13 protein-coding genes and 1 tRNA gene are annotated in these 13,747 nt (G+C 53.0%); 6 read left to right on the top strand and 8 right to left on the bottom strand.

The window, feature by feature from the left end; genetic code table 11:
- Positions 1 to 327: 327 nt before the first annotated feature.
- Positions 328 to 1,068: an SIMPL domain-containing protein gene (locus QZ554_RS01590; RefSeq protein WP_297193773.1), complete on the bottom strand. Its 741-nt coding sequence runs from the start codon at positions 1,066 to 1,068 to the stop codon at positions 328 to 330.
- 130 nt (positions 1,069 to 1,198) lie between these two features.
- Between QZ554_RS01590 and QZ554_RS01585 the strand changes: the two genes are divergently transcribed.
- From QZ554_RS01585 to tyrS, 6 genes are read left to right on the top strand one after another with little or no spacing between them, the layout of a single operon-like run.
- Complete coding sequence (locus tag QZ554_RS01585; protein WP_297193771.1) at positions 1,199 to 1,897, top strand: DUF4271 domain-containing protein; 699 nt, start codon at positions 1,199 to 1,201, stop codon at positions 1,895 to 1,897.
- Positions 1,894 to 2,643: a uroporphyrinogen-III synthase gene (locus tag QZ554_RS01580; protein ID WP_297193769.1), complete on the top strand. Its 750-nt coding sequence runs from the start codon at positions 1,894 to 1,896 to the stop codon at positions 2,641 to 2,643. The genes QZ554_RS01585 and QZ554_RS01580 overlap by 4 nt, the downstream gene beginning before the upstream one ends.
- A gap of 12 nt (positions 2,644 to 2,655) precedes the next feature.
- Positions 2,656 to 3,087 carry a ribonuclease P protein component gene (gene rnpA, locus QZ554_RS01575; protein WP_297193767.1) on the top strand — a complete coding sequence of 144 codons (432 nt, stop codon included), beginning with the start codon at positions 2,656 to 2,658 and terminating at the stop codon, positions 3,085 to 3,087.
- Positions 3,088 to 3,104: 17 nt separating this feature from the next.
- Entirely contained in the window at positions 3,105 to 3,326 is a 222-nt protein-coding gene (gene yidD, locus QZ554_RS01570; protein ID WP_297193816.1) for a membrane protein insertion efficiency factor YidD, read from the top strand.
- 14 nt (positions 3,327 to 3,340) lie between these two features.
- The gene (locus tag QZ554_RS01565; protein WP_297193765.1) at positions 3,341 to 4,027 is read left to right on the top strand and encodes a TatD family hydrolase; all 687 of its coding nucleotides are present in this window, start codon (positions 3,341 to 3,343) and stop codon (positions 4,025 to 4,027) included.
- A 57-nt stretch (positions 4,028 to 4,084) separates the two neighbouring features.
- The gene (gene tyrS / locus QZ554_RS01560; RefSeq protein WP_297193763.1) at positions 4,085 to 5,380 is read left to right on the top strand and encodes a tyrosine--tRNA ligase; all 1,296 of its coding nucleotides are present in this window, start codon (positions 4,085 to 4,087) and stop codon (positions 5,378 to 5,380) included.
- 245 nt (positions 5,381 to 5,625) lie between these two features.
- On the opposite strand, the gene QZ554_RS01555 is transcribed toward tyrS, so the two are convergent.
- From QZ554_RS01555 to QZ554_RS01525, 7 genes are all read right to left on the bottom strand, one after another.
- Positions 5,626 to 6,360, bottom strand: a complete 735-nt coding sequence (locus QZ554_RS01555) for a glycosyltransferase family 2 protein (protein ID WP_297193761.1) — start codon at positions 6,358 to 6,360, stop codon at positions 5,626 to 5,628.
- A 7-nt stretch (positions 6,361 to 6,367) separates the two neighbouring features.
- Entirely contained in the window at positions 6,368 to 7,696 is a 1,329-nt protein-coding gene (locus QZ554_RS01550) for a glycosyltransferase (RefSeq protein WP_297193759.1), read from the bottom strand.
- Positions 7,697 to 7,722: 26 nt separating this feature from the next.
- Positions 7,723 to 9,243, bottom strand: coding sequence for a polysaccharide biosynthesis C-terminal domain-containing protein (locus tag QZ554_RS01545; RefSeq protein ID WP_297193757.1), 1,521 nt, complete (start codon positions 9,241 to 9,243; stop codon positions 7,723 to 7,725).
- 10 nt (positions 9,244 to 9,253) lie between these two features.
- Positions 9,254 to 10,372, bottom strand: coding sequence for a chorismate synthase (gene aroC / locus QZ554_RS01540; protein WP_297193755.1), 1,119 nt, complete (start codon positions 10,370 to 10,372; stop codon positions 9,254 to 9,256).
- Positions 10,373 to 10,447: 75 nt separating this feature from the next.
- The gene (locus QZ554_RS01535) at positions 10,448 to 11,026 is read right to left on the bottom strand and encodes an FKBP-type peptidyl-prolyl cis-trans isomerase (protein ID WP_297193753.1); all 579 of its coding nucleotides are present in this window, start codon (positions 11,024 to 11,026) and stop codon (positions 10,448 to 10,450) included.
- A 24-nt stretch (positions 11,027 to 11,050) separates the two neighbouring features.
- A tRNA-Arg gene (locus QZ554_RS01530) sits at positions 11,051 to 11,124 on the bottom strand.
- 130 nt (positions 11,125 to 11,254) lie between these two features.
- Positions 11,255 to 13,561: a hypothetical protein gene (locus tag QZ554_RS01525; RefSeq protein WP_297193751.1), complete on the bottom strand. Its 2,307-nt coding sequence runs from the start codon at positions 13,559 to 13,561 to the stop codon at positions 11,255 to 11,257.
- Positions 13,562 to 13,747: the final 186 nt, after the last annotated feature.

Genomic DNA, 13,747 nt, shown 5'->3' with positions numbered 1-13,747 from the left:
GACTAAGGCTAAAGGTAGCTTTGGATGAGGTGTATGGGACGATAGCAAAGGTGGGGATAGAGGAGGAGAGGAAGAGGAAGGGGCTTCGGGGTGAGCTATTCGCTGACTGAGGGGATACCCTTTAGAGTAATTAAGGCTTGGGCAAGGTACATAAAAGAGGGAGGAGCTAGATGCAAAGTGGCTGAGGCAGGAGCAAAGGAGAGAGATGGGAGATCGATTAGCTAGCAGAGCGGGGGTGGGCTCAGAAAAGAGAAACCCCCGACAGATAGCGACTTGCTATCTGTCGGGGATGAGATGCCCCGTATACCGAGGATAAAGGGTAGGAGATTAGTCGAGAGAGAAGGTAGAGGTGACAGTAATCGTTGCGGTCTTCAACTTGGAGGAGGTATTGAATGAGCCTCCCCAACTGTAATCCTCATCACTATTCTGCCCAACGATCTGGAAGACTCCCATGCTGGAGCGTTGGAGTTTGCCTAAGCTAGATGCTCCCCCTTCGGCTATGACCTTAGCACGGTTGCGAGCATCTTCACTGGCATCCTTGAGCATCTGTATCTTGAGGTCATTGAGCTTGGTGTAATAGTAGCGGGGAGACTCTGATTGGATCTCTATACCCTGAGTGATGAGTTCGGAGATCTGACGAGAGACAGCTTCTGTGGCATTGATGTCCTTGGAGGTGATAGTCACGCTCTGGCGGAGTGAATAGCCCTTGAAGCGATAATAAACGTGCCGATCATCCTCGACTCGCTCATCTTCGCGTGAGATATTTACACTGCTATAGCTGATTGCATCAGCAGGGACATTCTTGCTCTTGAGGAAGGTGGCTACGGCTTCACGCTGCTTGGTGAGCTCGCTGTAGGCATCGGACAGGTCGTATGCCTGGACAGAGAAGGAAGCAGACCACACCATGAGGTCAGACTCAAAGTTGCGCTCAGCCATACCCGTCACACTGACGTTCTTCTTGGTCTGTGAGCGGAAGCCCTTTAGCCCACTCGCTAGAAAGGCGACAGAGGCAAGAAAGATTAGGGAGACGAAGATGATCGTCCCGTAGAGGAAGTTCTTGTTGTTCATTATTGTTAGCCTTAGTGATTAGGATAAGTGTTATGGGATGAATTGCTACAAATATACAACTAATTTAGCGCGATTATACAGAAGGGTTGTATCTTTGTAGGGGAATAGGGTTCCATGATAGAATAAGTCTATGGATTTCAGACTGACAGAGCAATTTACAAATATAAGCTACCTCATCATTCTCGTTATCGGTCTGCTGACGCTCCTGGTGCGGGGACTAGCTCCGGGCTTCAGCTCACTGATCTGGCTGAGCATAAAGTATCGGCACACGGGGACTATCCGCTCACAGGTGGCTCGGGTAGCACCAGTGTGGCTCTTCCAGTTGATTACCTATGTACTGGAGAGCCTTGGTGGGGGCTTCATCTTCTATCGTATCCTCGTCCTGATGGGACGTCTGCCTATCACGGGATATGAGAAGACGCTCTACTGGATAGGAGCCTTCAGTCTCGTGATCCTCGTGATCATACTGCTACACACACAGGTCTTTAAGTTCTGGAGGTACATCCTCTTCTCAGAGGAGCAGGGAGCCCTACTCGAGCAAGACTATTTCTTTCTGGACTGGATACGGGCACGCCTCGTACTCTTACTTGCACTGATGACCTTAATTCCGATGCCAGCTGTATCACTAGGGCTGATCTTCCTAGGGGCGATTATACTCATTCAAATCCTGACATTCTGGGGGGTAGCCCGTCGGCTTAAGAGGGAGACGGGAGGCTACTTGCTTCTTTTTTTGTACCTTTGCGCCCACGAAGTCGTTCCATTCCTATACATTATAGGATCAGGAATCTATTTGACTAGGAGTGATCTCCTACCGAGTTTGTTTCAATGAGTATCAAGAAGATTCTAATCTCACAGCCTCAGCCTGAGTCAGGGAAGTCCCCTTACTTCGACATCGCAGCTCGCTATGATGCTACAGCTACCTTCCGAGCCTTCATCGAAGTAGAATCCGTCACCCCCCGAGAGTTTCGCAACCAGAAGGTGAACATCCTAGATCACACTGCGATCGTCTTCACCTCCCGTAAGGCCATGGAGCACTTCTTTCAGCTGAGTGAAGAGCTTCGTGTGACGATGCCAGATGACATGAAGTACTTCTGCATCAACGAGCAGGTGGCCAACTACCTCCAGAAGTTCATCGTCTACCGCAAGCGCAAGGTCTTCTTCCCCGAGCCCGGAGGTCAGGCAGAGCTCGTGAGCCTAATGGCTAAGCATAACAAGGAGCTCTACTTCCTACCTATGGCAGAGGATCATAAGAAAGATCTGCTGGAGCAGCTAGAGGCCAAGAAGCTTCAGTTCGTCCCCGCTGTCATGTACCGCACTGTCAGTGCCGAGTTCACAGAGAAGGAGAAGAAGGAGAAGTACGACATGATCATCTTCTTCAGCCCTGCTGGCGTGACCTCACTCCTACATAACCACCCTGACTTTGCACAAGGGAAGCTTCTCATCGCAGCCTTTGGTCCTGCGACCTGTAAAGCTGTCGAGCAGGCTGGTCTCCGACTAGACTTAGCAGCCCCCTCCCCCACTGCCCCTTCTATGGCTATGGCTCTGGAGAAATACCTAGAGCAAAAGAACAAATAGGCGACCCTCCACGTGTGTAGCACGCCCGACCCCATACGCTATACGCTGAAGAAAAAGGAGCGTCTGCATCTCAAGCGAGATGTAGACGCTCTCTTTGCTTCAGGTAGAGGCTTCATCGCCTACCCACTGCGTGTCCTCGTCCATCATCGCCCCATAGAGGAGGGCGAGCAGGCAGGAGCCGCCATCCTCGTTGTAGTGGCCAAGAAATACCATAAGCGAGCCAATAAGCGTAACCGCATCAAGCGACTCATCCGAGAGAGTTACCGCCTAAATAAGCATACACTACAGACCTTAGCCACCGAACGAGGCCTGCGTATACACCTCGGTCTCCTATCCGTGGCCAAGGAACTGCCCGACTACAACGAGGTAGAGCGTGGGATGCTCAAGGCTCTCACAAAGGTCTCCTCAATCATACAAGGAGAGGAGGAGGAACAGCGAGTATGAAGACCCTACTACACGGGCTGAGGAAGCTTGTTATTTGGCTTCTATTACTTCCCATCTACTTCTACAAGACAGCCATCTCCCCACTCACCCCGCCATCCTGTCGCTTCAGCCCCTCGTGTTCTACCTATGCGATCGAGGCAATACGACGGCATGGTCCTCTACGAGGACTGTACTTAGCCATCCGTCGCATCCTCCGTTGTCATCCTTGGGGTGGGAGTGGCTACGATCCTGTACCCTAAAGCCCTAGTCACAAGTGGAACGTAAGATAGCCCCAACCCCTTGGGTAGATCTGCACACCCATACCCTCGCTAAGCACCAGGAGGACGAGATACGACTCCTTAGCCTAAACCTTAGCGCAGGTATGACCTTCCCCGAAGAGCAAGGCACTTACTATAGCCTAGGCCTACACCCATGGTACATAGCTGAACTAGGAGAGGAAGCTCTTGGGAGGCTAGAAGATCACCTAGATCGAGAGCCTCGCATCATTGCCCTAGGTGAAGCTGGGCTTGATCGACGATGCGACACCGACTTCTCCCTACAGCTGCACTTATTCGAGGAGCAGATCAAGATAAGCGAGCGTAGAGCCCTTCCCCTCATCATCCACCTCGTGGGAGCACAGGATGAACTACTGCGCCTGCATAAGAAGTACGCCCCGAAGAGCCCCTGGATCATACATGGCTTCCGTGGGAAGGCTAGTACCGCTAGACAACTCCTTGACAAGGGGATCTACCTCAGCTTCGGCGAGCACTATCAGGGCGAGAGCCTTGTCTTAGCCCATAGCATGGATCTAGCCTTCCTAGAGACAGATGATCAAGCAAGCCTATTGATCCGTATCGTCTACGAGCAGGCGAGCACAACCCTTGAGATTGAGGTGGAAGACCTAGCCAAAAGCATCTGGGAACGGGTACAACGAGTGTTTTGGGGGCATATCGGCTGGTAATAATGCGTATCTTTGCAGGGCAAAAGATAGATAATCAAATAGATTCTAAAGGATAATATGACCAACTTTATTGAAGAGCTTCGCTGGCGAGGGATGATCCACGATATGATCCCTGGGACAGAGGAGCAGCTACTCAAGGAGCGCACGTCTGCCTACCTCGGTATTGACCCTACTGCCGACTCTCTACACATCGGACACCTAGTAGGAGTGATGATGCTACGTCATCTCCAGCGTGCTGGTCACCGACCTCTGGCTCTAATCGGTGGTGCAACGGGTATGATCGGAGACCCCTCGATGAAGTCTGCGGAGCGTAACCTCCTCGATGAAGAGACCCTACGCCACAACCAAGAGAGCATCAAGAAGCAATTGGCAAAGTTCTTGGACTTCGATAGCGATGCCCCCAATGCTGCCGTCCTCGTCAATAACTACGACTGGATGAAGGACTATTCATTCCTAGAATTCATCAGGGATATCGGTAAGCACATCACCGTAAACTATATGATGGCAAAGGATTCGGTGAAGAAGCGTCTCAATGGTGAGAACTCCGCTGGTATGTCCTTCACAGAGTTCAGCTACCAGCTCCTTCAGGGCTACGATTATCTATACCTCTATCGCAACTATGGCTGCCGCCTGCAGATGGGTGGATCAGACCAATGGGGAAATATCACGACCGGAACAGAACTGATCCGTCGTAAGGAGGGTGGAGAGGCCTTTGCTCTCGTTTGCCCCCTCATCACCAAGGCTGATGGTGGCAAGTTCGGCAAGACAGAGTCGGGCAATGTATGGCTTGACCCCGCCCGCACGAGCCCCTATGCCTTCTACCAGTTCTGGCTAAACGTAAACGATGCCGATGCCGCTCGCTACATCAAGATCTTCACCACTCTAGGACAAGAGGAGATCGCCCAGCTGGAGAAGGAGCAGGCCGAAGCTCCCCACCTTCGCCCCCTACAGAAGCGTTTGGCAGAGGAGCTCACGGTACTGGTACACAGCCGAGCAGACTACGAAGCTGCCGTGTCCGCCTCCGCAATCCTCTTCGGACAAGGAACGAAGGAACAGCTACAGACACTCGATGAGGGGACACTACTCTCTGTATTCGAGGGTGTACCACAGTTTGAGATCTCCCGAGACATCCTAAATGAAGGGGTCAAGATAGCAGACCTCCTAACAGAGCACGCAGCTGTCCTCCCCTCGAAGGGCGAACTTCGTAAGCTCATAGCTGCAGGTGGGCTAAGCCTCAACAAGGAGAAGGTCGCTTCCCCCGATGACCTCGTAACGAAAGAGCAGCTCATCGCAGGACGCTACCTGCTCGTACAACGAGGGAAGAAGAACTATTACCTACTGATCGTAGGCTAGGTCTCTACTCACGTAAGTTAGAAGTACAAAAAGAGGGGCTACCTCCCTATCCCACGGATAGAGAGGTAGTCCCTCTCCTTATTTGAGTGAGTCACCAAGATTAGTGACAAGTCGTCCTAGAAACTACCCTATACTAAAGAAGAGGTAAATCCCCCTAGCCTCCCAAGAGGAGCAATAAGATAGGCCATACACTAGTACAGACTAGGGTATGGCCTATCTCGATAAGGGGCGAAGTGCTAGAGAGATTACCTCTTACGCACAAAGAGGAAGCGTAGATGCTTGAGGAGCGTACGCCAAAGTCCATAGTGCTCACTCATAATCTCGAAGCGCTCAATCAGCGATGCACGGTGATTAGCCGTTGTCGTCCCTTCGTTGAGGTATAGAGCGATAGGGCGATCAATGAAGTAGCAGACCTTTGCCTCCTTGAGCACACGTATACACCAGTCCACATCGGAGGAGAAGCGATAGCGGAGGTTATACAGTGGTGCTAAAGTGCGTCGTACAATGAAGGCTTGGTGACAGACCAACATCCCCTCTTCAAAGCTACGCCAAGTCAGCTCATGTGGAGGACGGAGACGGCGCAGACCAAGCTCCTTCCCCTCGGAGTCAATCAGCCGTGTATCTCCGTAGATGACATCGGGCATCTGACCTCCTGAAAAAGCATCTACAACAAGTTCCTCTACTGTAGTTGGGGAGGGGAGCGCATCACCTGCATTGATGTACCACACGTAGTCTCCAGTGGCACGCTTGAGCCCTTTGTTCATGGCATCATAGAGCCCGTGATCTCGCTCACTGAAGACCTGTGCACGGGGAGCGAGCTGAGATACGAGTTCTAGTGTCGCATCCTTTGATGCTCCATCGATGACTAGGTACTCGAGTTCTGTATAGGTCTGCGCCTGGATACTCTCCAGTGTACGGGAGATCGTAGCCTGCGCATTATAGCAGATCGTAATGATCGTTATCGTGGGACGATTATTCATCAGATTATTATCTAGATGTAGGGAGGGAAAGTGCGTATTCATAGAGGGAGAGTAGCTGTACAGCTATCGCATCTGCAGCGAAGCCCTGGACACTATGGCGACAAGTACTCGAAGCGAAGCCTCCCTGCTCCTGCTCTCTGAGGAGCTGGACAAGCCGCTCAGCATAGAGCTGTGTATCGAAGGCAGGGATCAAGAACCCATTCTCCCCATCATGTATTATGTCCTCTGGCCCTCCACAGGCAAAGCTGATAGCAGGCACTCCCGTCGCAAGGCCCTCTACGAGTGTCTGGCCCTGGGTCTCATAGACACTCGTGGAGAGAGTGACCGAGGCTAGGCGATAGAGCGAGGCTAGGCTTCTTCTATCCGAGATAGCCCCTAAGGCACGAGTGGGGATGGGGAAGTCTGCAAAGGCCTTGGGATCCTTGATATTCCCCACCAAGAGCAGACAAAGGTTTTGTACTAGCTCAGGTGCTTCCGTCTTCAGATGCGTACAGATCTCACGTAGCAGATGCCCACCCTTGACTTCGTCATCTAGGCGAGCAGCTACAAGGAGCAGATAGCGAGTATGAGGAGCATACCACTCATAGGTTAGTTCGTCCTCACCTCGTTCTGGTGTGAAGAGATCAAGGTCAATAGGATTAGGGAGGACAAAGGGTGCTGGTCGGCCCTGCATCAATGGGCTACGTTGGAAGAGCCTAGCCTCGGCTTGGCTCACTGCAATATAGTGAAACATTGGTCCCGCTAGGAAGGCCTTAGCACGCTGTATCTGACGAGACAGATCCTCTTCGGCTGTACTTCTCAGCAGAGGACAGCTACCACAGCCCTGCTCGTAGCGAGGGCAAAGTGTAGCACCCGAAGCCTGGCTAAACTCCAGAGGTAGATGACAGATCCCAGTTGCCATCCAAAGGTCATGTAGTGTCGTAAAGATTGGCTTGCCCAAAGACGACAGCCGCTCCAGCGAAGTAAGCGAGAGAAAGCCCTGATTGATCCAGTGAAGGTGCAGGACATCTGCCCACTTCACCCATGGATGCCTAGAGACATCGAACCCATAGCGAGCCGTAGAGACTCGGAAGAGGTCACGCCGCGAATGCCCATTCCTCAGATAGATCTCCAGCCGCTCTGCCAAGAAGTAACCCCGCCCACGGAGCTTCCTAAGGGGCGTAGAGGCCACCGAGCCTACCTGGGGCAGACCTGAAGTATGGTGGAGCACCAGTAGCCTTACCTCCACGTAGCATAGTCCTGCAAAGGCCTCGACGAGCCTACGACAAGCCTCCGCAGCCCCCCCACCTAGGTCAGAGGTTGAGAGTAAGAGTATCCGAAGGGGACGATCTTGCATCCTAGAGGAAAGTCTTATGTTAAGGACTACTTCTTAAATCGGGCTGGGAGCCTTCCCTCCAGCATCCCCATAAGCTCTGGGGTGATACGCATCAGGAGCAGAAGGATAAGGAGAACCACCCCTACGACAGCGGAGCGAAGGAAGAGGTCTATCCAGACCGAGGAAACCCTAGGGAGTAGGCTATCTGCTCCCCAGGCGAGCAGTGTCAGTGGTATGAGTAGAAGCATACGCCTAGAGAAGGGATGTACCCGCATCTTCACACTCAGTAGGAGCTGCTGCAGTCCATAGCTCACGACATTGGTTAAGAGCATAGCTATCGCTGCCCCCATCGTACCGAGAGCTGGGATGAGGAAGATTGTAGAGAGAAAGGACATCACGAGTACACAGCAGGTGTAGTAGATATTCCAGTGATAGTATCGAGATGTACTGACCACCGTATGGCTACACGTCAGGGTCAGCTCCACGAGCTTAGCTAGACCGAGGTAGAAGAAGACCCACTTGCCCTGCTCGAACTGCTCACCATTGGGCATAATACCGAAGATATTGTCGATATTCACCCAGATCATAATGAAGATCAGTAGGCCTGCTAGGAGCTGATAGAAGGCAACCAGCTTGTAGATATCGCCCACACGCTGCTGGTCTTGTTCCTTGGCTGCATCAGCGATCTTAGGGCTAGCGATACTCAGTATGGCACGCATCGGGATCTCGATGATCGATACCATATAGAAGGCCATCGTATAGACACCTGCCGAGGATAGTCCCCCTCGGTCAAGGAAGGCAACCATGAAGAGATCCATTCGCCCTGCCAAGGTAATCCCCACAGAGGTCAAGGTATACAGAGCGGTATAGCGATAGAAGCCACGACGCATCTCTAGGCTCACGTAGCTGGGATTATGCCTTAGACTAAGGGGGGTAATCCGCCCCAGATAGACCCCACTAACGAGCATACAGACCCCAAAGCTCCCAATGAAGCCCCATACCATCGTGGGGAAGTCTATGTACCCAAAGGCATAGAGGAGATACACAGCCAGCTGGAGTAGGCGCAGGAGCACCTCCTTGATCCCCTTGGGTACTGCGACCCTAAGGAGCTGGTAGGTATAGAGCTCAAAGATCGTCCATCCCATCGTGAAGAGCGTCAGTGGGATGATCGCATAGTAGAAGTCTGAGAGTAGAGGGCTATTCTTGCTATATAAGGCAGTCAGTGGGTCACGTGCTAGCACATAGAGGAGCACCATCGTCAGTGCTCCTATTCCCCCGACGACGAGGACATAGTATAGGAAGCCGTGATTAGGCCCATCCTCAGCACGATAGGGATTGCTCGGGCTGTCCTTGAAGAAGGGGAAGTATCGACTAATCGAATAGGTCATCCCCAGCATCCCCAGCCCCGAGAGCTGAGTCGCCAGCTCGGGTAGGAGACGTGTCAGACCGATCTCCTCAGGTGTAAGAAACTTCGCTAGAATGAAGAAGGTGGTCAGAAATCCTATCCCGACCCCTATATAGGTAACGATCGTCCCTAGTATGCTTTCCTTAGCCGCAGGGCTTGCCATGGATATATATTTATGGTGTGAGTGAGTCGGAGCTCGCTCTATAGGTTAGATACTCCAGATAGAGGTCCATGAGTGTAAGGGCTGTCATGGCCTCCACTACGGGCTGTGCGCGCAGGACGACACAGGGATCATGCCGTCCCTCTACACTCACAGTCGTAGCTGAGCCATCGGTCTTGACGGTCTGCTGAGACTTCCGAATGGAGGGTGTAGGCCTAAAAGCCACACGGTAGGTCAAGTCCTCACCGGTGGTAATGCCCCCGAGCAGTCCGCCCGAGTAATTGGTGCGCATGCGAATACATCCCTCATCACTGTAGAAGGCGTCATTGACCTCAGATCCTCTCCGCTGTGCTATCCCGAAGCCCTCTCCTAGCTCGAAGCCTCTCACGGCATTGATACTCATCATCGCCGAGGCTAGGCACGAAGAGGGCTTGCCATAGAGTGGTTCACCGAGACCAACGGGCAGTCCGAGGACACGCCCTGAGATCACTCCTCCGATACTATCGCCATCGGCTCTTACCTCCTCGATGAGGGCTACCATCTGCTCCGCTAGAGCCTCGTCGGGACAGCAGAGTGCATGCTGGCTACCGGAGCGTAGCCAGCTGAGGTACTGCTCATCAGAGGGATAGCTCCACCGATCATCCTCCAGAGTAATATCGCCGATAGCAGAGATATAGGTCAGGATCTCTACTCCTCGGGTATGTAGCCACTGATTCGCCAAGGCTCCTGCCACGACACGTACAGCCGTCTCTCGGGCCGAGGATCTCCCCCCACCCCTCGGGTCACGTATCCCATACTTCATTGCATAGGTATAGTCGGCATGCCCAGGGCGATAGAGGGTGCTTAGGGTGGAATAGTCACGGCTACGTGTATCTTGGTTCTCGATGACGAAGGCTATGGGTGCCCCTGTCGTACGTCCCTCATAGATACCTGATAGGATACGTAGCTCGTCGGGCTCTCGCCTAGGAGAGGTGAGAGCAGAGCGACCTGGGCGACGTCTCTCCAATGCCTCCTGCACCAGAGTGAGGTCAATAGCCAGCCCCGAGGGGAAACCATCTAGTACCCCCCCGATCGCTATACCATGAGACTCTCCAAAGGTCGTCAGCCGAAGTATGCGCCCAAATGTATTCATCTCTCGATAAACGAAGACACGGACGTCCATGGTGGGGATACCACCAGACATCCGTGCCCTGATGTTGTGCCTTATTTAGTGACAGCCACAGCAGCCACCACACCCATCTTCACCGTGCTTATGCTCGTGATCATGGTCGTGACCACAGCCGCAGCCACAGCCCTCATGACCACCGAAGAACTGCTCGATCTCCTCTGGGGTAGCATCATGCTCATCCAGCACTTCGCCGATGAAGTGAAGCTCCTCGCCAGCTAGGGGGTGATTGAAGTCCATCACGACTACATCTGCCTTGATCTCTAGGACACTTCCTCGTACGGTCTGTCCATCGGGTGTATATAGAGGCAGTGTAGCACCCTCCTGCACACTAGAGTCTAGGTCACCATTCTGATCAAGGAAGATCTCACGTGGGAGCTCCTGAACAGCCTCTTCGGTGCGAGGGCCATAGGCCTCATCGACGCTAAGGGTAAAGTCAAACTTATCTCCAGCGCTTAGTCCAAAGAGATGCTTTTCAAACTCTGGGAGCATCATCCCCATACCCTGTATATACTCTAGTGGACGATCTGGGGTCGTAGCCTCCATGAGGACACGCTCATTCTCATCCCCGACATAGAGCTCGTAGCCACAGGACACGAACTTATTAGGTGAAATAGCCATATATCTATTTGCTTAGTGATTATGTGACCCAGGAGGGACTCAAACCCTCGACCTTCAGAACCGGAATCTGACGCTCTATTCAACTAAGCTACTGAGCCAGTAAATTACCCCTAGGGGTAGATGTTACGAGTGCAAAGATACAATTTCTGAGCGAAGCCCCAAGAGGCGGGCTCTCTTGGGATACTCGTCCTCTTGGGGGCTAGCTCAGAGAAAGGGGGGAGGTGTAGCCTACTTGATCTCGCAGGCACCACCAGCGCAGGACTGCGCCCCTAGCTCGTCGGCATTGGTGTACCTCCGCCCAGAGAAGTCTACGGCCTTCCAGTCTACAGGCTTGTAGGTCTTCTTTAGGAGCTCGAAGAGGTGTAGGTTGTTCACGCTCTTCAGTAGGTTCACTGTCTTGTATAGGTCTCCTCGATAGTAGTTGTGGGCGAACTTCTCTATACGCCGTACGATGTCTCGCTTGGCGGAGAGGTTGCCGATCTTATCCTGTAGCTTGGAGGTTAGGATCGAGCGTACGTGCTCTCTCGTTAGGGAGTCCTCTCCCTCTACGCTATTCTTACGGATGTACTCATCTACGGCCTGGTCGGTGACGAATAGCTGTTCGCCACGCCCCTGAGCTGCCTCACAGGCCTTCCATAGATCACCAAAGACCTCGATCGTATCCACGACAAGCCCCGAGGCAAACATACAGCCGACACCATACTCCCTCAGGATCTCTTCGGGGGTGAAGACACGGCACATAGGCGCCTGTGGTAGATCCATATCTCCATAGGTGGAAAGGAAGGTAACACCTGCTATATAGTTCTGGTTCTCCCAGACCCAGTCACGTACGGCATCCCACTGATCACTGGGGACGTCTACGGTGTTGGAGACATTATTCTTGACGGGAGACTCCATATCCATCATGCCTGGGATGACCCAGCTCTGCTGGACGAGCTTGACGTGCTCCAGGAGCTTGACCCCGCTGAGCTCACCTCGTAGGAGGGTCTCCTCGGACTCCTCGATGGGGAAGAAGATCTTCTTATCAGTCGTGGGCTTAAAGATGTTGGGCTGTACGGCCTTGGGGTTAGCCTCTTCGTAGGCCTTGAGGTTAGGCTCCTCGACGTTAGCCTCTACACTACGTAGGTAACGCTTGGCATAGGCACCATGTATCCCAGAGGTCATCCCGAGTAGGAGACTCACCGTACCATCGGGCTTGACGCAGGTAGTACGGCTGGCAGGATTGATCCCGAGGATACGGGCACACTGAGCATTCTGCTGACGTACCTGTATCGCACCTACGGCTAGGATATCCTTGTTGGTAAGGATCTCGGGGTTATTCATAATCCCCCCGATCGAGACACCGATGAGCGGGTCAGCCTCGATGATATTCTTGGTCGCAGGGCTTAGATAGGGGAAATCCATATAGGTCGCCTGCACGGTGGCAAGGGTCGAGGCACAGCGACAGATCTTGTAGAACTCCTCCTCGGAGGTACACTCCATCCCGTTGATCGAGGCTAGGTTACAGACCTGCCACCCCGTCTTGCCGTCCTTGTCTGTGGGATAGAAGCCGATCTCACAGCAGGGGTTACACCCTACTCCGAACTTATCACGCCAGTAGAGTCCTGGGTCGCCACTCGTACGCATCGCCTCGAAGAGGTATTCGTACACGGAGCGATCGACCTCTCCACGATTGAGTGCAGCCGACATATTGAATCGGGCACGCTGGGGGTTGGTCGAGAACCAGTCGCCATGCTTACAGTTCACCATCTCCTTATCCTCGGGAGAGAAGAGGATCATCAGTGCGGAGCGACGTACACCGCCCGAGAGGACAGAGTCAGCTAGATAGGCGATGATGTCCGTACACTGTAGGGCAGTCAGTCTCGTCTGTCCAGCTGCCACAGCACCCTTGAGCAGGAGGCGGATCTTGTCGAGAGATAGACGTAGCCCATCAGGCCCTGGGGCGATGAAGCGTCCTGCGATACGTGCCCCCTTGGGACGTACCTCGGAGTAGTCGAAGACGGGCTTAGTCGTCCCTGGGACGAAGTAATACTCCAGCAGTCGATGGATGGCATCTGCCCATCCCTCGATGCTATCAGCCACGACATAGGCCTCGCTCTGCTTGGTTAGCTCCTCGGCCTTGAGGAGCTTGGGGAGCTTGTCTACGTGCTCCTGCTCTACGGAGAGTCCACAGCCACAGCCACTGAGGAGCAGCCACTCCGTCTCACGGAAGACCTCGAGGCGGTCACAGTGCGAATAGCTACAGTTATAGGACTTAGCCGAAGACTTCAGTACGGGCTCTCCCCCGAACTGGAGGTTACGCTGTGAGCCCACGAACTTCTTCTTCTTGTAATAATCAATGGCCTCATTGAACTGCGTCATGAACCACTCGTCCTTCAGTGCCTGGGGGGCGAATGATGCTAGGTGCGTCAGGTGCATATCCCGAATGCGATCGATGCTCTCCTCCCAAGTCTCCTTGCGCCCCAGATCCTCTCTATAGAGGGAGTACTTACTCTGGTAGATGTACTCGGATAAAGCGCGCTTGCTCTCTGTCATAGTGCTGTAGCTAGAGTTGATACTGTAGGGGCGGAATGCCCCCTATTATTTATTGTATAGGAGAAACCAGCTCCCAGGAAAGAATGTTTGCACCCGATTAGGGCCCTACCCTTCTAACCCTCTTCACATACTCGCCAATACATTCATATACACGAAGATAAAACTTAAAAAACCGCAAAGAAATAC

The organism is uncultured Porphyromonas sp., assembly GCF_915070105.1.
GTDB lineage: Bacteria > Bacteroidota > Bacteroidia > Bacteroidales > Porphyromonadaceae > Porphyromonas.
The sequence above is the reverse complement of the archived record's forward strand: the minus strand, read 5'-3'. Positions and strand labels throughout refer to the sequence as shown.

Excerpts from the sequence above, each read along its gene's own strand:
- QZ554_RS01545 (WP_297193757.1), bottom strand. The coding sequence starts at position 9,243 with ATGGCAAGCCCTGCGGCTAAGGAAAGCATACTAGGGACGATCGTTACC.
- QZ554_RS01525 (WP_297193751.1), bottom strand. The coding sequence starts at position 13,561 with ATGACAGAGAGCAAGCGCGCTTTATCCGAGTACATCTACCAGAGTAAG.
- QZ554_RS01590 (WP_297193773.1), bottom strand. The coding sequence starts at position 1,068 with ATGAACAACAAGAACTTCCTCTACGGGACGATCATCTTCGTCTCCCTA.
- QZ554_RS01535 (WP_297193753.1), bottom strand. The coding sequence starts at position 11,026 with ATGGCTATTTCACCTAATAAGTTCGTGTCCTGTGGCTACGAGCTCTAT.
- tyrS (WP_297193763.1), top strand. The coding sequence starts at position 4,085 with ATGACCAACTTTATTGAAGAGCTTCGCTGGCGAGGGATGATCCACGAT.
- QZ554_RS01550 (WP_297193759.1), bottom strand. The coding sequence starts at position 7,696 with ATGCAAGATCGTCCCCTTCGGATACTCTTACTCTCAACCTCTGACCTA.
- aroC (WP_297193755.1), bottom strand. The coding sequence starts at position 10,372 with ATGAATACATTTGGGCGCATACTTCGGCTGACGACCTTTGGAGAGTCT.
- QZ554_RS01580 (WP_297193769.1), top strand. The coding sequence starts at position 1,894 with ATGAGTATCAAGAAGATTCTAATCTCACAGCCTCAGCCTGAGTCAGGG.
- QZ554_RS01555 (WP_297193761.1), bottom strand. The coding sequence starts at position 6,360 with ATGAATAATCGTCCCACGATAACGATCATTACGATCTGCTATAATGCG.
- QZ554_RS01585 (WP_297193771.1), top strand. The coding sequence starts at position 1,199 with ATGGATTTCAGACTGACAGAGCAATTTACAAATATAAGCTACCTCATC.